17 protein-coding genes, 1 other RNA gene and 2 pseudogenes are annotated in these 18,420 nt (G+C 55.0%); 3 read left to right on the top strand and 17 right to left on the bottom strand.

Annotated features, from left to right (window positions below; all coding sequences use genetic code 11):
• The 7 genes and pseudogenes from JWG43_RS15085 to JWG43_RS15055 all read right to left on the bottom strand — a co-directional run.
• A pseudogene (locus tag JWG43_RS15085) lies at positions 1 to 482 on the bottom strand (ISNCY family transposase); the annotation flags it as partial.
• 287 nt (positions 483 to 769) lie between these two features.
• A pseudogene (locus JWG43_RS15080) lies at positions 770 to 1,000 on the bottom strand (restriction endonuclease subunit S); the annotation flags it as partial.
• A gap of 159 nt (positions 1,001 to 1,159) precedes the next feature.
• Positions 1,160 to 2,170 (bottom strand): PDDEXK nuclease domain-containing protein, encoded by a 1,011-nt coding sequence (locus tag JWG43_RS15075; RefSeq protein ID WP_205243773.1) that lies wholly within the window; start codon positions 2,168 to 2,170, stop codon positions 1,160 to 1,162.
• 80 nt (positions 2,171 to 2,250) lie between these two features.
• Entirely contained in the window at positions 2,251 to 2,841 is a 591-nt protein-coding gene (locus JWG43_RS19725; RefSeq protein ID WP_240193627.1) for a type I restriction endonuclease, read from the bottom strand.
• Positions 2,841 to 3,050, bottom strand: a complete 210-nt coding sequence (locus JWG43_RS15065) for a helix-turn-helix domain-containing protein (RefSeq protein ID WP_205243772.1) — start codon at positions 3,048 to 3,050, stop codon at positions 2,841 to 2,843. Before JWG43_RS15065 ends, JWG43_RS19725 begins: the two co-directional genes overlap by 1 nt.
• The gene (locus tag JWG43_RS15060; RefSeq protein ID WP_205243771.1) at positions 3,047 to 3,376 is read right to left on the bottom strand and encodes a hypothetical protein; all 330 of its coding nucleotides are present in this window, start codon (positions 3,374 to 3,376) and stop codon (positions 3,047 to 3,049) included. Before JWG43_RS15060 ends, JWG43_RS15065 begins: the two co-directional genes overlap by 4 nt.
• Complete coding sequence (locus JWG43_RS15055; RefSeq protein ID WP_240193626.1) at positions 3,373 to 3,840, bottom strand: GxxExxY protein; 468 nt, start codon at positions 3,838 to 3,840, stop codon at positions 3,373 to 3,375. The genes JWG43_RS15060 and JWG43_RS15055 overlap by 4 nt, the downstream gene beginning before the upstream one ends.
• A 250-nt stretch (positions 3,841 to 4,090) precedes the next feature.
• Here JWG43_RS15055 and JWG43_RS15050 point away from each other — a divergent pair, with 250 nt between their 5' ends.
• Positions 4,091 to 4,399, top strand: coding sequence for a hypothetical protein (locus JWG43_RS15050; RefSeq protein ID WP_240193625.1), 309 nt, complete (start codon positions 4,091 to 4,093; stop codon positions 4,397 to 4,399).
• Between the two features lie 87 nt (positions 4,400 to 4,486).
• Here JWG43_RS15050 and ssrA read toward each other — a convergent pair.
• From ssrA to htpG, 7 genes are all read right to left on the bottom strand, one after another.
• Positions 4,487 to 4,846, bottom strand: a transfer-messenger RNA (tmRNA) gene (ssrA, locus tag JWG43_RS15045).
• A 61-nt stretch (positions 4,847 to 4,907) separates the two neighbouring features.
• The gene (gene smpB, locus JWG43_RS15040; protein ID WP_205243770.1) at positions 4,908 to 5,381 is read right to left on the bottom strand and encodes an SsrA-binding protein SmpB; all 474 of its coding nucleotides are present in this window, start codon (positions 5,379 to 5,381) and stop codon (positions 4,908 to 4,910) included.
• A gap of 346 nt (positions 5,382 to 5,727) precedes the next feature.
• On the bottom strand, positions 5,728 to 7,554 hold the full coding sequence (locus tag JWG43_RS15035) for a GspE/PulE family protein (protein WP_205243769.1): 1,827 nt from the start codon (positions 7,552 to 7,554) through the stop codon (positions 5,728 to 5,730).
• A gap of 121 nt (positions 7,555 to 7,675) precedes the next feature.
• A complete protein-coding gene (locus JWG43_RS15030) occupies positions 7,676 to 8,308 on the bottom strand; it encodes a YqaA family protein (RefSeq protein WP_205243768.1) in 633 nt (210 codons plus the stop codon).
• Positions 8,292 to 8,906 carry a protein-L-isoaspartate(D-aspartate) O-methyltransferase gene (locus tag JWG43_RS15025; RefSeq protein ID WP_205243776.1) on the bottom strand — a complete coding sequence of 205 codons (615 nt, stop codon included), beginning with the start codon at positions 8,904 to 8,906 and terminating at the stop codon, positions 8,292 to 8,294. The genes JWG43_RS15030 and JWG43_RS15025 overlap by 17 nt, the downstream gene beginning before the upstream one ends.
• A 35-nt stretch (positions 8,907 to 8,941) precedes the next feature.
• Positions 8,942 to 9,319 carry a hypothetical protein gene (locus JWG43_RS15020; protein WP_205243767.1) on the bottom strand — a complete coding sequence of 126 codons (378 nt, stop codon included), beginning with the start codon at positions 9,317 to 9,319 and terminating at the stop codon, positions 8,942 to 8,944.
• Positions 9,320 to 9,502: 183 nt separating this feature from the next.
• Complete coding sequence (gene htpG, locus JWG43_RS15015; RefSeq protein ID WP_205243766.1) at positions 9,503 to 11,392, bottom strand: molecular chaperone HtpG; 1,890 nt, start codon at positions 11,390 to 11,392, stop codon at positions 9,503 to 9,505.
• A 184-nt stretch (positions 11,393 to 11,576) separates the two neighbouring features.
• On the opposite strand from htpG, the gene hemG reads away from it, so the two are divergent.
• A complete protein-coding gene (hemG, locus tag JWG43_RS15010; protein ID WP_205243765.1) occupies positions 11,577 to 12,980 on the top strand; it encodes a protoporphyrinogen oxidase in 1,404 nt (467 codons plus the stop codon).
• A 181-nt stretch (positions 12,981 to 13,161) separates the two neighbouring features.
• On the opposite strand, the gene dnaA is transcribed toward hemG, so the two are convergent.
• From dnaA to icd, 3 genes are all read right to left on the bottom strand, one after another.
• Complete coding sequence (gene dnaA / locus JWG43_RS15005; RefSeq protein ID WP_205243764.1) at positions 13,162 to 14,478, bottom strand: chromosomal replication initiator protein DnaA; 1,317 nt, start codon at positions 14,476 to 14,478, stop codon at positions 13,162 to 13,164.
• A 595-nt stretch (positions 14,479 to 15,073) separates the two neighbouring features.
• On the bottom strand, positions 15,074 to 15,793 hold the full coding sequence (locus tag JWG43_RS15000) for a double zinc ribbon domain-containing protein (protein WP_205243763.1): 720 nt from the start codon (positions 15,791 to 15,793) through the stop codon (positions 15,074 to 15,076).
• A gap of 76 nt (positions 15,794 to 15,869) precedes the next feature.
• On the bottom strand, positions 15,870 to 17,087 hold the full coding sequence (gene icd, locus JWG43_RS14995; protein ID WP_240193624.1) for an isocitrate dehydrogenase (NADP(+)): 1,218 nt from the start codon (positions 17,085 to 17,087) through the stop codon (positions 15,870 to 15,872).
• A gap of 474 nt (positions 17,088 to 17,561) precedes the next feature.
• On the opposite strand from icd, the gene JWG43_RS14990 reads away from it, so the two are divergent.
• Positions 17,562 to 18,329: a lysophospholipid acyltransferase family protein gene (locus JWG43_RS14990; RefSeq protein WP_205243761.1), complete on the top strand. Its 768-nt coding sequence runs from the start codon at positions 17,562 to 17,564 to the stop codon at positions 18,327 to 18,329.
• The last annotated feature ends 91 nt before the right edge of the window (positions 18,330 to 18,420 follow it).

Raw genomic sequence — 18,420 nt, 5'->3', positions numbered from 1 at the left:
GGGTTTTTTTTTAATGCCAGGTGTCCCGCGCGGACGACTTCCTGGTTGATCCGGTCCAGAATCTCCGGTGTGAACAGCCGCAGATTATCCTTGAGAGTCTGCAGGTTATAATACTTGACGTCCGTCCAGTCGCTGTGACCGAGCATTTGTCGAAGGGTCTTATGTTCGTTGGCCAACTCATGGATACGATCATAGTCGGCATTGAGCCCTACCCTGAGCACCCCCAGGACCAGAATCTGCCATTGGGTCATGCCGGGGCGACCGTTCTTGGGATCCGCCTTGACGGTCTGTCCCTCGACTTGACGCTCAGGCAGGACCTCTTCGAGGATCGCGAAGACCGACCTGCGCAGTTCGGGCGTGGTGTAGATGTGCTGGAGTCCCCGCAAGATCTGGGGGATATCATCGCGGGATTTAGGGTCCAGCTTGATGGCGCCGATGGCCAGTTCACCCAACTGCATTTGAGGTTCGATTACCTTGCGCATGAAGTATTCATCCTGTGAAGATTTGGCGGCAGCGGTGGTTGTATCTGCTCAGGGGGCTTACCCGATGGAATTTTATGGTGAACTATACCATAGTAATCAATATGTTACACCATTAACCGCTCTCGTCGTTAATCATGCTCTCATTTTCTTCATGTCTGGAGTATGGTGACAACGACTTGATTTATTGTCGTTTTTGAGTTTTAGTTCAGGCACTAATTACGCAACTTCTCCAGCACATCACAACGGGACATCAACTGGTCGATGCGGGCGACGATGCGGTGTTGTTTGGGTAATGGCGGGGAGGGGATCTTGATTTTGCCCGCATTCACCAACCGCTGTTTTTTCGCCTCGATCTCCTTCAACAGTTCAGAAGCCGGGGGATCATTCGGATCTTGCACCACCAGCTGGCCCTGCATGGCGAGCGTCAGGATCAACTCGCGCAGTTTGGCGATGCCACCCGGCGCGGTAAAGGCGGTGTCGAAGTGCTGTTCCAGCAGATTGCGGGTGGCGTCGGTCATGCCTTGCCCCCCTTCTTCCGTGTCGCTTCGATTTGCTTCAGTTCAGCCTCGGCCTCCGTTGGCTTGTTGGAAAATTCGGAAATTCCCAATTTTCTCATCACCTGTTTGGTGGTCAGCTCACCCTCAGCGGCAGGTATTCGAAAATTTCGAATATGTGATCTACTCATCGCCGCCCTCCAATTCTTTTTCAATCTCTTCGATAGTGGGAAGGGAGCCTTTGAGATCATCCGGCAAGCTTTGGGTGAGCCGGCTTTCCCATTGGGCTACGCCCATGGGGCGGCGGTAGCCGTCCAGGGCATATTCGACGACCAGATCGTCTTTGCTTTTGCAGAGCAGCAACCCGATGGTTGGTTTATCGTCGGGATGGCGCAAGAGGTCATCGACGGCGGACAGATAGAGGTTGAGGGTTCCGGTAAAGCCAGGATCAAAGGGGACGGCTTTGAGTTCGATCACCACATAACAACGCAGCTTCAGGTGGTAGAAGAGCAGATCCAGCCGGAAATCTCGATCTCCAACCTCCAGCAGAACCTGTCGGCCAACAAAGGCGAATCCGGCCCCAAGTTCCAACAGGAATTTCTGGACATGATCGATCAGCGCCTGCTCGATTTCGCGTTCTTTTCGGGTGTCGGCGGTGCCAAGAAAGTCGAAAAGGTAGGGGTCTTTGAAGACCTGCGCAGCCATGTCTGAATCTTTCGGCGGCAAGGTGAGGGCAAAATTATTGGGAGCTTTGCCTTGTCGCTCATGAAGCCGGCTTTCGATCTGCAAGGCGAGAATGTCTTTTGACCAACCATTCTCAATGGTCTGTTTGGCATACCATAGGCGGGTTTCGCTATCGTTTAGCTTGTGCAGAAGCGCCAAATTACTACGCCATGGAATTTGTGCAACGGTGCGTTGCACTATTTCGCGATCAGGCCACTCTTGGGCGAATGTCCGCATATATTTGAGGTTTCGCGGAGAGAATCCGTTCATTTCCGGAAACGCTTCTTTCAGGTCTTCTGAGAGGTGATCAATGATTTTGGCACCCCAGCCTTGCCGGTCTTGTCGGTTCAAGATGGTTTGTCCGATATCCCAGTAAAGTAAAACCATCGCGGCATTGGCAGAAAGTGCTACCCTCAGCCGCTCATTCGCAATACGTTCTTTGAGGTTAGTCAGGGTGGACTGGTAATCCATGGGTAAATCCAGCTTATTTCCGGCTACCGGAAAGGACGCCTCTGGCTTTTGGCGGCCCCTTGACTGTCGAGGATCTTTGCTCATGCCTTCCCCCCCAGGCAGGCCATCAACTCGGCTTTCAAGGCGGCCTGCGCCGCTTCGAGCTGGTGGACGATCTGCTGGTACTCAACCATCAGCTCTTCCGGATCGCGGTGGTTGACCTTCACCTCGTGGGGGTTCTTGGCCCAGCTGGACCAGCGGAAACGGCTGGGCAGCGGCGATTTGTAGCCGGGCACGGTGAGCTGCCACTCCTGTTCCTTGTCGTCGAAGATCTTCAGGAAAATCAACCAGACCATCTGACTGATGCGCTGAGCGTCGCCGTTGGAGCTGAACACAAAAGGCACTTGGAGCATATCGGCGTAGCCCAACGCCTGTTGCATACCGTCGCCAACCGTGTGGTTGTTGTCCTTGGCCTCGATAATGGCAATGAGGATGTTCGGCTTGTAAAACAGGACATAATCGGCGCGCTTGTGCTTGGCACGGGTATGCAGCTTGCCACGCACGATGATGCGTCCCTTGGTGAGAGGAAACTCTTCACGGACCTGGGTGGTAACATCCCACCCCGCCTTCTCCAGGGCGGGCGTGATGTACTTTGTGCAGATATCACGCTCGGAAAGTTGTTTTTTATTCATCAAGCCAACTTCCCCTGTTTCCGTTTGAGTGCACAAAACTGCTCGAACTGCCGCTGCGCCAGCTTCGAGGGAATGGTTTTGCCGTTCTCCCAGCGGTTGACCGTGGCGAAGCTCACCCCAAGGGCGTGGGCCAACTCCTCCTGGGAGAGGGCCAGCTGCCGCCGCACCTCCTTGACCGTTTCAGGAAAGTTTTCGGGTTGGCGGATCATGGTCGTTGGACATCTCCCGCTGATTGAACCAGGCGCAACAGGCCGGGCGCGACGTTCCACTGGTGGCCGTCGTCGGTGGCGACGCTGATGGTCTTCTTGTTAAGGCGCAGCACCATGCCTTCCAGCATCCGTCCGTCCGGGGCCTGGAAGCCGACCCGGTCGCCCCTGGTGAAGCTGGTCATCAGCGTGGTGGCGCGGGCCTGGGAAATGAGCTTGAGCCGCTCGACGATCAGCCGGTTGAGAAAGAGCAGATCCTCTTCATTCAACAGCTTAATCGCCTCCACGGCGGAGACGCGGTCGACGATCTTGACGCTGCCGGGTTTCATGACTGCGCCTCCTGTTGATGCACGCGAAGGCGCGAAGACGCGAAGTTGGTGTGTTTGTTGACCACGCGTTGCAGGCCATTCTTCAGGAGTGGTGCGCCAAAGTTGACGAGCAGTCCGAGGGGCAGGTTCATCAGACGCAGGTAGGTCAGAAGTTGCTTGGGGTGAACCGGGTGGATGTTTTCGACTGACTTCAGCTTAACGATCAACCGACCGTCAACCAATAGATCCAGCCGAAAACCTTCATCGAGTGAAACACCCTGATACTGGATGGGAACCGGCTTTTGCCTTTCGACCAGTAGTCCGCGCTGTTGCAGCATATGAGCCAGCATCGCCTCATAAACCGACTCCAGCAGTCCCGGCCCAAAATCCCGATGCAGTTGCAATGCCACATCGACCACGATGGCGGCTACTTCCTCGATATCCCTTCGCGCCTTCGCGTCTTCGCGTGAGACCATTTCAGACATTGACCCGCTCCTGTTCGATACAGGGGCGCAGCTCCGGTATACCGCGGCTCAGCAGGTCAAGGGCACGTTGTCTGTTCATCGCTCAGCCTCCCAAGGCAGATTCATCTTCTGGGCTTTCGCGCACCCGAAACCACCGGGCGTACGAGGGCCATTCAAAACTACCCGACGATATAACATCTGCTATGCGGCGTGCAACTTAAAATTCGAAGGAGTTCCGACAGCTTTGAAACCGCTCCGGTAGGTAAGGCCCATGGGAGCAGACACGAAAAAAAATCAGCCATCGCCCGACACTTTCTCCGTCTTTCCGGTAGGTAAGGGCATAAACCAAACCGAGGAGCGACCGACCATGGACATCAACGAACTGTTTGACGGAATCATGAAGAGTATCAACCAGTTTGCCGACGAGATCGCCGAACAGCGGTTGCAGGAAAAGATGCAGGAAACCGGACAAGGTCCGGAGAATGGGGGGAAATGCGGAGAATTTCGAGGCGAAAGAGAAGCGGGGAATGACGGGTTTCCCGAAACAGGAGAGAAAGGGGCGGCAGCGCTCACACCCTGAAAGCGACGCAAATCGCTTCTGATATCTGGAAAAACAAAACCCGTCCACCAACCGGACGCGGTTAGTGGACGGGTTTGTTTTTCTCAATGGTGGAGGCGCCGGGAGTTGAACCCGGGTCCGAAAACTCTCCCCTTATGTCTCTACATGCTTAGTTCCAGGATTGGGGTCTCGCATCCGATTCTCACCCGGAACCAGGATATTCGGATGCCAGCCTGAAAGTTCTCGTCATCCGTGCTCCAGGCAAGCGCGGTTGACCAGCCTGTTGAGTCGACGCTCCGAATCCGGTCTTACAGGCGAAGCCCGGTGGAACGGCAAAGCAGCTTACGCTGCCATTGCGTAATTATAATCGTCTGCGATTATATTTAAATTCCGCCAATTTTACGAGCTGACAGAAACTCGGCATGCAACACTAAGCTTCAATATCCCCGTCGAATCCGTTTCGCCCCCTTTATCTCTCTGTCGAGTGCAGATGTGTTAATCGTTATCGTGTTTGGGCGGCCCTGGAGAATCATTCGTTGCGGCGCATACTTCGTTCCACGTCGCGGTTGGATTCTTTTTCCTTGAGGGCAGCCCGTTTGTCGTAGAGTTTTTTTCCTCTGGCCAAGGCGAGTTCCACTTTTGCCTTACCATTAGGTATAAAATAAATCTTTAGCGGGATAAGCGCAATGCCTTTTTCGTGCAATTTCCCGATCAATTTTTTGATTTCACGCCGGTGGAGCAGTAATTTGCGGACCCGGAGCGGATCCTGGCTGACATGGGTGGCATAGGCATAGGGGGAAATATGCACATTGTAGAGAAAGATTTCGCCATTTTTGAGTTGGGCGTAGCCATCGCGAAGATTGACCTTGCCCGCCCGCAACGATTTGACTTCCGGACCGTTGAGAACGATCCCGGCCTCGAAGGTCTGGTCGATGTGGTAATCATGAAAGGCTTTTTTATTTTTACTGACGATTTTCTGTCCGGAGGGTTGCTTTTTAGTCATGGGTGCCGGTTGGTTGTCGATGAAAAAGCCTCTGCATGTGCTGCATGACTTTGTGAGCGATCGGTTTGCAGGAACAATAGTACCTCTGACGCGAAAAGCAAATTCTGATGAGAAATGGAAAAAGTCAGAGACTCTGGATCCGTGAGCGTTCGTCCGTGCGTCAGCTTCATTGTTTGTGACCGATCGATTAAAGTACACTTTATCGGACGGTTACGGGCAATGAAGATGGCGTGCGGACGAACGCCCCGAAGGGCGGCGGGTAACGGCATATTGCAAAGATAATTGCCGCATTTATAACCTATTTACAATAAAATGTGCTCCAAACAAGTTTCCAGCCGTCACGGATTCAGGAATAGGCCTCGCCGGTAACCCGGAGGGCCTCCTCAACAGTGGTCTGACCGGCCTGTACCTTGCGCCAGGCGTCCTCGCGCAAGGTGGTCATGCCCTCCCTGACAGCCACCTGCCGCAGTTCACGGTCATCGGCCTGGCTGGCAATCAGTTTTTTCATCTGCTCCGACATGGGAAAAATTTCGAAAATGCCTAATCGTCCCAGATAACCGGTGTTGCGGCACTGCACACAGCCTTTGCCGCGATGAAGGACCACCGTGTCCTTGCCGGTCACCGGGAAGCCAAGTTTGCGCAGTCCAGCGGCATCCGTCGTATAGGCTTCGGTGCAGTGTGGGCAGATCCGGCGAACGAGCCGCTGAGCCAGGGCGCCGAGCATGGTCGAGGCGATGAGAAAGGGCTCGAGGCCGAGGTCCTGAAGGCGAATGATGGTTGCAACCGCATCGTTGGTGTGCAGGGTGGAAAAAACCAGATGCCCGGTCAACGCCGCCTGCACGGCATAGGTGGCGGTCTCGAGATCGCGTATCTCACCGATCATGATGACATCCGGATCCTGGCGGAGGATGTTGCGCAGAATGTTGGAAAAGGTGACATCGATCTGCGTCTGGACCGCGATCTGGTTGAATTCCTCATGGACCATTTCCACCGGGTCTTCGACGGTGATGATGTTCCGTTCCGGAGAAGCGATCTGCTTGAGGGTGGAGTACAGGGTGGTGGATTTGCCGCTGCCGGTGGGGCCGGTCACCAGCACGATCCCGTGGGCCGAGGACATGAAGCTGTTGTACACCAGTCGATCCCGCCGGGAAAAGCCGAGATCGTCGAGATGCTGAAAGATAACGTCCGGATTGAGGATCCGCATGACGGTTTTTTCGCCGAAAGCGACCGGGACCGTGGACACGCGGATCTCGGCCTCACTGTCACCCTCCCGCCGACCGATTTTGATGCGACCGTCCTGGGGCCGTCGCTTTTCCGCGATGTCGAGGCGCGCCAGACTTTTGATGCGGGAGGTGATGGCGGAATGGACCGCTTTGGGTAATTTATAAATGGTATGAAGAATGCCGTCGATGCGGTACCGGACCATGCAGATGTTCCGCTTGGGCTCGATATGAATGTCGCTGGCCCGTTGCTCGAGGGCGTAACTGAACAGGTGATTGACCGCGGCTTTGATGTGCTGATCAGAGGAGCTCAGCTCTTTGGAGGAAGCCAGGCGCACATACTGCTCGAGGTTGCCGATATCAACGGTGGAGGCGGTGCCGGTGGCCCCGAACTGGGTCTCCGCCGCGGTGATGGAATGCTGAAACCCGAAGAATTCGGCGAGGATTTTCCTGATATCGGTCCGGGTTGACAGATACGGTCGCACCGTGACCTGATTGGCCCGTTCAATGTCTTCCAGCACATGCTGGTTATCCGGGTAATAGGTGACCACCTCGAGGATACCGTTATTCAGGTCCATGGGCAGGATGAGGTGGTTGATGGCAAAGGACCTGGGAATGGTCTTGGTGACGATGTCCATGTCCAGCTCCAGGGGGTCGAGTTTTTTAAAAGGGATCTTGAGGCCGTGACTGACGGCACGCATGATCACTTCCTCGGTCAGGGGAATGTTTCTGACGTCGCCGGTCTCCAACCCCATGGAGACGATGATATCCACCAGGTCGGGAAACCCTCTGTCCATTTTCTGTTCGTCATCCTGCCGACGCCCGCCCCGTTGCTTGAGCAGCTTCTGCCGCTGTTTGCCTTTCTGGAGGACAATGTACTGCCGCTGCTCACCACTGAGCAACCGTTCCCGAACCAGCAGGTCAAGGAGTGCTTCGCTGTTAAGAAAAGACATGGATTCAAATCCCTTGTGTGGGGTGAAGTTCGCAGGATTACCTACCCCGCCGTGCCGGTAAGATGGGATGGATTGAGACGGGCAGAGGGGTGCCCCGTTGCGCAACATCGTTGGCTGCAGCTCAGAGGAGGAGTCTCACCGCCACAAAGCCACCGATCAGCAGGATGAAAAAGACGATGGTCAGAATGTTAAAATATCGGTTGATGAAATACTGCACCCGGGCGCCGAATTTGTAAATCAAGGCAGCAACAAGAAAAAAACGGGCTGATCGAGACAACAGCGACATCAGCACAAAGGTGAAAAAGTCCACCTTGAACGCACCGGCGGTGATGGTGAACAACTTGTAGGGCAGGGGGGTGAATCCGGCCGCGCCCACGGCCCAGGCGTCATACCGTTGGTACAGATCCTGGACAACGGCATATTTATCATGCAGGCTGTACCATTCCATGATCCGCTGGCCGATCGTATCCATGAAGCCGAGACCGATGCCGTAACCGATCATGCCACCGATCACGGAACCGACGGCGCATATCGCGGCAAAGCGGAAGGAAAGGTGGGGCGCGGCCACGCAAAGCGCGATGAGAAAGACATCGGGCGGGATGGGGAAGAAGGATGATTCGGCGACGGCAATGAGAAACAGGGTCCAGATGCCGGCTGGCGTCTGGATCCACTTCATGCACCAGTCGTAGAGACGATGCAGGGCCGATCGCCGTCGAGCCGCGGGGCCGGTTGGGGATTCAGATGGGCCAGCCATGGGCTCCTATGAGGTCGACGAAGCGGACCTGTTCAATGACGGCAACGCTCAATGTGCCACCTTTTTTTTCCACAACCTGCAGTTCCTGCAGCCCCTGGCTGCCCACCGGTATGATCAACCGGCCAGGATCGGCCAGCTGCGCCAACAGGGGTTGGGGAATGTGCGGACCACCGGCGGTGACCATGATGGCATCAAAAGGCGCTTCCGCGGGCCAGCCCACGGTGCCGTCGTCAATGCGTGAAACGATGTTGTGATAGCGGAGCCGGTCAAAGACCTTGCGGGCGCGTCCCACCAGGATGTCGATGCGTTCCACCGTGTAGACCCGCTGGCAGAGGCGGGAAAGAACAGCTGCCTGATACCCGGACCCTGTGCCGATCTCGAGCACTTTCTCCGGGCCCTTCAAGTGCAGGGCCTCGGTCATCAGCGCGACGATATAGGGCTGCGAGATGGTCTGGCCGCTGCCGATCGGCAAGGGGAAGTCGCCATAGGCGTGGGCCTGGAGCGCGTCCTCGACAAAGAGATGCCGGGGCACCTGTCGCATGGCATCAAGGACACGCTGGTCCTTGATGCCACGGCGGATCAATTGTTGCTCGATCATCCGCTCCCGGTAGATGTCAAAGGTCGAAGTGGAACTCACTGAACTGGTTCCCAGGAATAATTCTTCATCCAGCGATGGTCGTCTTTACTGAAGGTTCGGAATTCGGCGTGTCGGACCAGGTCATGCTCCAGAGTGATGATAATCATCTCATATCCGGAGGAACTGGAAAGTCTACCGACCATCGGCATGCCGCCAAGAAAGCCGGGCCGGTCCTCGAAATAGACATATTCGACCAGTCCGGGCCCCACTTCCCGGCGGCCGTCGGGTTCACCCAGGTATTTATGGACATCGGCGGCTGTTGACTGCCCCGGCTTGATCAAGGCGGCATCGGAGGCCAGGTGCCGCACCGGTTTAGTGTAACAACCGGCAACGAGGAACAGAGCCAGGAAACAGGTCAGCAGGAGTGAACGCATCGAATTCCCTCCAGGAATAATCGGCGCAAAAAAGCAGGTTGTGTTCCTATATCGTGAACACAACCTTTTTTCAAGGCTTGACTCTTTTTTTCGCGGGTTCGGTTTTCAGAATGCCATCCTGGTTAAAACAACCATCGCGTGGCCAGATAGCATGGACCACTGCAACCCGGCCTCGCGAACCGGTCAAGTCGTCGACGGCTCTTCACCGGCCATGCGGTCGAGGATGCGGTAGTTGCGGCGCACCATTTCCATGGGATCCACCAGCAGACCAGCTTGAATCATGGCATTATCGTAGAGTTGTTCCACCACGTCCCGGCCGAAAGCAGGATCACTTTCCTGCAGGGAGGCCAGCTTTTTAATAAGCGGACTGGCGGTATTGATCTCCATTTCTTTCTTGGCCCCCATATCCAACCCTTCGGATTGACCGGATGCCTTGAGGATCCTCTCCATCGAGGAGGTCATGTAGGCATCGACATTGACGATCATGGCTGGACTGTCCACCAGGCGGCTGGATGTTTTCACTTCCTGAATGCGGCCCCCGAGGATTTCTTTCATCCAGGCACACAGCTTTCGGGCCTGATCATCGGTCAGTGGTTCGGCCTGCTCCTGGGTTTCGGGTTGCTTGTCTCCGGTCGCCTCGGGGAGACTCAGGTCCGCCCGGTCGGCGGAAACCAGCTTTTTGCCATCGTATTCGCCCAGGTGATTGAGCACAAAATCGTCGATGGGTTCCAGGGTATAGAAGATTTCCACACCCCGTTTTTTAAACATCTCCACATAGGGACTGTATTCCACCGCGGCACGACTCGGTCCGTTGATGTAGTAGATCTTGTCCTGACCGTCCTGCATGCGGGCCACATATTCGGCCAGGGAGATCGGCTTGTCGGGCTCACTGGACGAGGATTCGAAACGGAGTAATTTCCCCAGTTCAGTGCGATGCTCAAAGTCGGAGGTGACTCCTTCCTTGATGAAAATACCGAAGGTCTTCCAGAATTCGAGGTAGGTCTCCGGATTCCGTTCCGCCTCTTCATTGAGGAATTTGATGAACCGTTTGGTCAGGACTTTGCGCAGTTTGATTACCAGGGCGTTGTCCTGCAGGGCTTGACGGGAGATATTGAGCGGCAGATCCTCGGAATCGACCACCCCTTTGAGGAAACGGAGCCATTCCGGCAGGATGTTTTCGCTGTGCTGATCGATGAGTACTTTCTGGCAATACAGGTTGACCCCGGGTTGCATCCGGCCCATGCCGAGAATTTCAAAATTTTCCCTGGGGACGTAAACCAGGGCGTTGATGGCCAGGGGAGCATCAGCGGAAAAGTGGAGCCGATACAGCGGCTCATCAACAGCAGTACCAATGAACTTGTAAAATTCATTGTACTCCGCATCGGTTATTTCACTTTTCGACCGGGTCCAGATGGCCTGGACCGTGTTGACCTTCTTGCCTTCCACCTTGACTGGAAAGGGAACAAAGGTGGAATACTGCTGGATGATCCGTTCAATGGTGAATTTGGAGGCATAGGTATGGGCATCATCCTTGAGTTCGATGATGATCTTGGTGCCACGATGCAGCCCTGGACAGGGAGAGATGGTATAGGTGCCGCCCCCGTCCGAGGCCCACTCCCATCCTTCGCTGCCGTCCCAGGGCCGGGTCTGCACCCGGACCTTTTTTCCAGCCATGAAGGCCGAGTAAAAGCCCACCCCGAACTGACCGATGAGGTTGACATCTTTTTTGGCTGCTTCCTCCAGCTGTTTGAAAAAATGCTGCGAACCGGAGTGAGCGATGGTGCCGAGATTTGTTTCCAACTCCTCTCTGGTCATGCCGATACCGGTGTCGGCAATGGTGAGGGTATGTTTTTTATCGTCGCAGTCAATGGCGATTTCCAAGGGAACGTGGGCATCGAATTCGATTTTTTCGATCAGGCTCTGGTGCCGGAATTTTTCCAGAGCGTCGGCGGCGTTGGACACCAGTTCACGGATGAAAATGTCACGCTCGGTGTAGAGCGAATTTATGACGATATCCAGGACTTTTCTGGTTTCCGCCTGAAATTGCTTGGTTTCAACCTGTGCTTCTGTCATGGGTCAGATCCTCTGTTGCTTTGCGGTTGCGCGATGATTGAAAAACCGGAAATTTGAGTATTTCCAGACAATGCTAGGAAGATAAAGGCTCTTTTAATTATCAGGCCGACATGGTAAGCACGAATAATTTCCTGTCAAGACAACCGATGCCGGACTCGGGCATCATTTGGAGATGCACAATCGCATGAAATCATTACCGTATGACCTCTGTATCGTTGGCGGCGGCCTTTCCGGCCTGAGTGTTGCCGCTTTTGTCGGCAAACAGCGACCGGAGTTGCGCTGGCTCATTCTCGAGCGGGCACCAATTCCCGGTGGTGCCATTACCACGTATAACGAGTCCGGCTACCTGGCGGAATGGGGTCCGCATGGATTTCTTGATAATTGTGCGGAAAGTCGGCACCTCATTGAGCTGGCCGGTCTCGAGCGCGAGGTCATCACCGCACCCCTGAGCCGATATGTCCGTTACCTTTGCCTCAATGGTCGCCTGCAATGCATTCCTCAGCAACCGCTGCGCATCCTGCGGGAGCCCTTGATGCCGTGGAGAGGGAAACTGCGGATTCTGGCCGATCTGTGGAAAAAACCATTACCAGGGGAACCCACTGTAGCGCAGTGGGTGGAGCACCGGTTCGGCAAGGATCTGCTGCCCTTTGCCGATGCGGTGTATACGGGAACCTATGCCGGCGATATCGAGCGGTTAAAAATCGACGCCGTCATGCCCGGGGTCAGGGATTTGGAGCACAAGCACGGTTCCGTGCTCCGGGGGGTGTTGCGGGCCAGGAAGGAGTCCCGCCGGCACAGGAAGGACCGCGGCAAAGGGCTGCCGGCCATGACCAGTTTCAGCGGTGGCATGGCCATGTTGCCGGAGCATCTGGCTGCAGGCCTTGTTGCCCAGGGGAGTCTGGCCTGCGGTCATCAGGTGCAGGGACTGGTTCGGGAAGAGCAGGGTTGGCGGGTGTTGATGGAACAGGGGGAGGTCGTCTGCCGTCACCTGGTGCTGGCGCTGCCGGTCAACCAGGGACTGGCGTTGCTGGCGGCGGCCCTGCCCTCCATGCCACCACCAATGCCGGCTATTGCGGAGGCGCGTATCCTCTCTGTTCTGCTTGGTTTCGATGACCGGGCCCGAATCCCCTTCGGGTTTGGCTACCTGGCGCCGGAACGGGAAGCACGTTTCACGCTGGGGGCGCTCTTTTCCTCGCATATGTTTCCCGGTCGCGCTCCGGAGGGGTATCACCTTGTTGAAGCCCTTGTGGGCGGCCGCCGTCATCCCGAGCGACTGGACCTCAACGACGACCAGCTCATTACCGAGGTCTGCCGTGATCTTGGTCAACTGATGGACCTGCCGCCTCCGGCCTTTGCAACCGTTCTCCGATCACGATCCGGTATTCCTCAGCTGGAAGCGGGCTATACCGAGCTGCTGGCGTGGCGGCAACAGCTGCATGTTGCCCATGGAGATCTCCACCTGTGCGGTTTTGGCTGGAAAGGGATCGGGATCAACGATATGGTCAAGGAAGCGGCACGAATCGCCGCGGAGATCTCCACCCACGCCGTCGCCGGAGAAAAAACCGAAGTGAAAGGCGTCTATTTTTGAGAAACGGTCGCGTTGCCACGCAAGGAAGCGGCCACCTCGAAGGGGCCACCATGGCAGCATCCTGAATCCGTGAGCGAACGCCCCGCAGGGCGGCTGGTGAAGGGTATTGTCAAGGATTCCACTACAATTATAATCTGATTACGGTAAGATATATCCAACGCAAGCGCCCGGCGTCGCGGATTCAGGAGTTCAGCTTGGCGGAAAGCATTTCGACCTGTTTTCTTACCGACTCCTGCCGGGACATGTCCTTGGTGATAGCCTTGATGGCATAGAGGACCGTGGAGTGGTCGCGGTTGTACATGTTGCCGATATCGGCCAGGGAATGACTGGTATACTTGCGGGTGAGATACATGGCCACCTGACGGGGAAAAGTGACCGAACGCTTCCGCGAGCGGGAACAGAGGTCGTCGACACTGACTTTGAACTGGCGACCGATGAGATCACGGATGGATTCCCCGGTGATGTCCGAGGATGCGCCGATGAGCTTGAAGATCACCTCCTTGGCCATGGTAAGGTCGGGCGGGGCATTGTGCAGACAGGATTTTGCCTTGATGCCCATGATGGCGCTTTCCATCCTTCTGATGTCCCCCCGCAGGTTTTCGGCCATGTATTCCACCAGATCCTCATCTGTTTTCAGACCATGCAGCTGCAATTTGTGACGGATGATCCGAGCTCTGGTGGCATAGTCAGGCGATTCGATGCCGGTGACCAGGCCGGAAGTCATCCGGCTGCGGAAGTCATCATCGATGCCGGAGAGTTTATTCGCGGGCAAAGCGGAGGTGAGAATAACCCGCCGTCCGGACTTGATCAGGTAATCGAGAATGGTGTTCAATTCTTCCTGGGTTTTATTTTTTCCGGTCAGGGTATGAATATCTTCGACCAGCAGCATGTCGCAGCCATTGACATATTTTTTCGAGAACTGCTCCATGGCATTGGTACGAATTCCCTTGACCATTTCGGCGGAAAACTGCTGTGCGGTCAGGTAATGGAGACGGGTCGACGGTGCGGAGCGAAGAACCTGATGAACAACGGCCTGGGTCAGGTGGCTTTTTCCCAGCCCGGTGGAGCTGTTCATGAAGAGGCAGTTGCCGAAGGTGCTGTCCCCGGTCGCCAGAGCCTTGCAGGCAGAGCGGGCCAGCAGGTTGGATTCGCCGACCATGAACTGTTCAAAAGTAAAGGCGGGGTGAAGGGATCGCAGGCGGGATCCGCCGGTTGTGCCGGGCAGGCAGAGCTGACCGGATCTGGCACTGTCAAGCTGCAGGGGCGGGCTCTCGGCAACCTGCAACCGCACCTCGATTTTCATACCCAGTTCTTCGGCTTTTGTCCGGATGAGGTCCAGGTAGCGGTCTTCCACCCAAGCACAAAAAAAACGATCCGGTCCAATCAGCTCGATCCCCTGGTCATCCTGTCGTCGACATTCCAGCGGTTTGATCCACAAGCCGAATTCGTTCTCCGGTAAGGTATTGTGCAAAGATGTCTTTATCGTATTCCACAACATAGACAATATCCTATTTTCAAAAATAAAATGAGTTGATGGTCACGAGGGAAACCGATCCTTCGGATGGGCTTTGATCTACAGAAAAACCGGTTGCCGGTCAAAAGCGGTATGAGCTGATTTTACCCTGCAAACCATGATGATTGTGCACATGTGAAAAGTGGTCCAGGGATTTGCGTTTCCAAGACGGCAAGGTCGCAACTCTCAACCACAGCGTACATTTTGGCAGTGCTGGTTAAAAGGTAATTTAAAACAATATGTTAGCTTTGTGGCAAAGGAGTTATTAACAGAGAGTTAACATCATGTTATTTTCGTCTTGCTCCATTTTACTGAATAAAGCTCGATTATCCTCAATTTTTAGCTTACGTGACAAGGGGATTCTTTAACCTCTTTTTACTCCATTATTTCGGGAAATGTCGGGATCAGAAAAAAAAAAGAAATTTTTATTCGAAATTTTTATGAATAAAAACAGTAACAAACTTGTTGTGCCCGCTTCGTGACACCATGGCTGGTTGTTCCAGCCATGGCTGTCTGCTGAACCATTTTCCGCATGCAGGCAAGTCCGTGCAAAGATGGAGCGCCCGGGGTCGACTATCCTTCAGGGAGCCAGACTTCTGGCCAGGGTGAACACTTCGATTCGTGCTACGCCGGCCCGGCGGAGAGCGAGACTGCATTCGCTCACGGTGCTGCCGGTTGTGAAGATGTCATCGACCAGGAGAATCCGTTTTTTCGCGAACCGGATATCCTCAACCGGGATGAAGGCGTTTTTCAGGTTTTTTCGCCGCTCTTCACCGCTGAGATCTGTCTGGGGAACAGTGGGTCGATTTCGGAGGAGCAGGTTGATTTTGATGCGGTCTTGCCAGTGGGGGAAGCAGGCTGCGGCAATGGACCGGGCCTGATTGAAACCCCGTTGCCGGAGACGGCTGAGATGGAGGGGCACCGGCACAATGTAATCCGGCGGGGTAAAGTGATGCATGAACGGGGACTGGCTTGCCAAGGCTCCCAGGGTGGTGAGGCCGGTCAGTTGGCCACCGAATTTCAGGGTGCGCAGGACTGTGGCAACCGGGGGCTGATAAAGCAGCACGGATCGGGCAACATCAAAAGCCGGAGGGTGAACGAGGCAGTCGCCGCAGAGATGATCGACACCGGTGGGAAAAGGTATGCCGCAGCAGGCGCAGCAGGGGGAACCAAGATAAACAACCTCAGCCAGGCAGTCTGCACAGAAAAACGGCGGCCGGGAGGTCGCCAGCCGCCGTGTACAGCCCAGACAGGTCGGGGGAAACAGGAGATCTTTGATCGCCTCCAGAAATGAGGACACCTATTGTTCCAGGACAGATGTTACCAGAAAAGAAGGGAATACAGCAAACAGTTGCCAACCCCCTTGAGCGGTGTCGTTACATGTTATTGATGATGGCGCTGCCAAAAGCGGAGCAGGACAACTCCGTGGCGCCCTCCATCTGCCGGGCCAGATCATAGGTGACCGTTTTTTTGGTAATGGTCGTTTGCAGCGCTGTTTGAATTAGTTCTGCCGCTTCATTCCAGCCGATGTATTCCAGCAGCATGACCCCTGAAAGCAACAGCGAGCCTGGATTGACTTTGTCGAGTCCAGCATACTTGGGAGCAGTGCCGTGGGTGGCCTCGAACAGGGCGACTCCGTCCCCGATATTGGCTCCGGGGGCAATCCCGAGCCCTCCGACCTGGGCGGCAAGTGCATCGGACATATAGTCGCCGTTGAGATTGGGCATCGCCAGCACGGAGTATTCTTCCGGACGAAGCAGGACCTGCTGAAACATGGCATCCGCGATGCGGTCCTTGATGACGATTTTACCAGCCGGTGGCGAACCGTTGTACTGGTTCCAGACCTCGTCTTCAGAGATGGTGACCTCGGCAAACTCTTCCGCGGCCAATTCGTATCCCCAATTGCGGAAAGCTCCTTCGGTGAATTTCATGATATTCCCTTTATGGACCAGGGTCACCGAAGTGCGGCCCTGGTCGAGGGCATACTGGATGGCCTTGCGAACCAGGCGTTTAGTCCCGAATTCCGATATCGGCTTGACGCCTATACCTGAATTGTCCCGGATATGGGCATCCATCTCACTGCGGAGAAATTCAATCACCCGGTTGGCCTGATCGCTGCCGGCCTGCCATTCGATACCCGCATAGACATCCTCGGTGTTTTCACGGAAGATGACCATGTCGACTTTTTCAGGAGATTTTACTGGCGAGACAACCCCCTGATAGTAACGAACAGGGCGGACACAGGCGTACAGATCAAGAACCTGGCGCAGGGTCACATTGAGACTGCGTATACCTTCTCCCACCGGGGTGGTCAACGGTCCCTTGATGGCCACCACATATTTTTTCAGGGCATCAATACTTTCCGGCGGCAGCCATTCACCTGTAGCGTTGTAAGCTTTTTCGCCGGCGAGAATTTCCAGCCAATCAATTTTTCTGGTCGTACCGTAGCTTCTGGCAACCGCGGCATCCAGTACCTTCTGGGCCGCTGCCCAGATGTCAGCGCCGATCCCGTCGCCCTCGATGAATGGAATCACCGGATTATTGGGGACAATGAGCTGACTGTCGGTGTTGATGGAGATGATCTCTTCTGTCAAAACAGACTCCTTGTAAAGAAGGCAGCGACATATATGCCGGTTGTGTTGCCGCGGCATATGAACAAATGAACAAACCTGAATCCGTGACGGCTGGGCTCTTGTTGCGGATATATCTTGCTGTACCCATCTAATAATTTCAGCAAAATCCCTGGTAATGCCTTTCACCAACCGCCCTTCACGGACGAACGCTCATGGATTCAGGATAAAGTATGTAATGAGGCGCCAACTATATTCGATTGCAGCATTTCCGTCAATCCCGCAACGTTTCATCTTCTTGCCGCGCGCCAATGGAGGCTTGCAATTGCTGCCAGCGAACAGTGACGAATTTCTTGCTCTTCATACTCGCTCCTGCTAAGTACACCTGTACCCGGTCCTGTCGTCTGTGGGCGAGAGCATGTGAACAGGGCCTGATATCCATTTTACCCCACATCTCTCCGCGTTTCGGGAGAACAACAGACAACATTGGAGATCTCTATGGCGCCGATCCAGACAATTCGCGGCATGTTGACGCTTATCCTGGCGCCCATTCTGACTTTTTTCGTGTCAGCGATCGCCATTTTCGATATTCTCTTTATCCGTCGATCACAAGTCAAGGCCCAGGTTTTTGCCCGGTTCTGGGGGCGGGTTCTCTGCCGGCTTGCCGGTGTCAGGGTGAAGGTGACCGGCCTTGAAAATATTGATCCCGACCAGACCTATATCTTTGCCGGCAACCATTGCAGTCAGTTTGATATATTTGCGTTCCAGGGGTATTTTGATCATGATTTCAGGTGGATAGCCAAGAGAGAGTTGTTTCGTGTTCCGGTGTTTGGCCAGGCAATGCACCGGGTCGGCTACATCGCCATCGACCGGTCCCGGGGGCGGCAGGCCATGAAAAGTCTCGATGAGGCCGCCAAACGGATCGCAGGGGGCTGTTCCGTGCTGATTTTTCCCGAGGGGACCCGCAGCGAAGATGGGGTCGTCCGCGACTTCAAGGCCGGTGCCGTGCTCCTGGCGATCAAGGCCGGGGTGCCGATTGTTCCCATTGGTTTCAACGGCTCATACGAGGTTCTGCCCAAAGGGAAATTCCTGCCCGAGAGCGGTGAAATCGATATCCGGATCGGCCCGCCGGTTGAAACAGGCGAGTATCGGGCCACCGACAAACAAAAGCTGGCTGTAGATCTGCTGGCGGCGGTGGAAAAGCAGCTGGATGATCGGTATGTACAGGTTCAGCCACAAGGACAGATGGAGGAACATCTCCGTTGACAGGCCAGTGGCTGCAGGCCGGATGAATGCGGGTCAGCCGACATAATTTCTTGCAAAAACAAGGGAACATGGCATAATCCTGCATCCGTGA

Origin of the sequence: Desulfobulbus alkaliphilus (assembly GCF_016918545.1) — a bacterium.
GTDB lineage: Bacteria > Desulfobacterota > Desulfobulbia > Desulfobulbales > Desulfobulbaceae > Desulfobulbus > Desulfobulbus alkaliphilus.
Note: the sequence above shows the minus strand (reverse complement) of the source record. Positions and strands in the feature narration are given on the sequence as shown.

Bases quoted from the DNA above. Each gene is read 5' to 3' on its own strand.
- JWG43_RS15075 (WP_205243773.1), bottom strand. From the start codon at position 2,170: ATGGATTACCAGTCCACCCTGACTAACCTCAAAGAACGTATTGCGAAT.
- JWG43_RS19725 (WP_240193627.1), bottom strand. From the start codon at position 2,841: ATGAATAAAAAACAACTTTCCGAGCGTGATATCTGCACAAAGTACATC.
- JWG43_RS15065 (WP_205243772.1), bottom strand. From the start codon at position 3,050: ATGATCCGCCAACCCGAAAACTTTCCTGAAACGGTCAAGGAGGTGCGG.
- JWG43_RS15060 (WP_205243771.1), bottom strand. From the start codon at position 3,376: ATGAAACCCGGCAGCGTCAAGATCGTCGACCGCGTCTCCGCCGTGGAG.
- JWG43_RS15055 (WP_240193626.1), bottom strand. From the start codon at position 3,840: ATGTCTGAAATGGTCTCACGCGAAGACGCGAAGGCGCGAAGGGATATC.
- JWG43_RS15050 (WP_240193625.1), top strand. From the start codon at position 4,091: ATGGGAGCAGACACGAAAAAAAATCAGCCATCGCCCGACACTTTCTCC.
- smpB (WP_205243770.1), bottom strand. From the start codon at position 5,381: ATGACTAAAAAGCAACCCTCCGGACAGAAAATCGTCAGTAAAAATAAA.
- JWG43_RS15035 (WP_205243769.1), bottom strand. From the start codon at position 7,554: ATGTCTTTTCTTAACAGCGAAGCACTCCTTGACCTGCTGGTTCGGGAA.
- JWG43_RS15030 (WP_205243768.1), bottom strand. From the start codon at position 8,308: ATGGCTGGCCCATCTGAATCCCCAACCGGCCCCGCGGCTCGACGGCGA.
- JWG43_RS15025 (WP_205243776.1), bottom strand. From the start codon at position 8,906: ATGATCGAGCAACAATTGATCCGCCGTGGCATCAAGGACCAGCGTGTC.
- JWG43_RS15020 (WP_205243767.1), bottom strand. From the start codon at position 9,319: ATGCGTTCACTCCTGCTGACCTGTTTCCTGGCTCTGTTCCTCGTTGCC.
- htpG (WP_205243766.1), bottom strand. From the start codon at position 11,392: ATGACAGAAGCACAGGTTGAAACCAAGCAATTTCAGGCGGAAACCAGA.
- hemG (WP_205243765.1), top strand. From the start codon at position 11,577: ATGAAATCATTACCGTATGACCTCTGTATCGTTGGCGGCGGCCTTTCC.
- dnaA (WP_205243764.1), bottom strand. From the start codon at position 14,478: ATGTTGTGGAATACGATAAAGACATCTTTGCACAATACCTTACCGGAG.
- JWG43_RS14990 (WP_205243761.1), top strand. From the start codon at position 17,562: ATGGCGCCGATCCAGACAATTCGCGGCATGTTGACGCTTATCCTGGCG.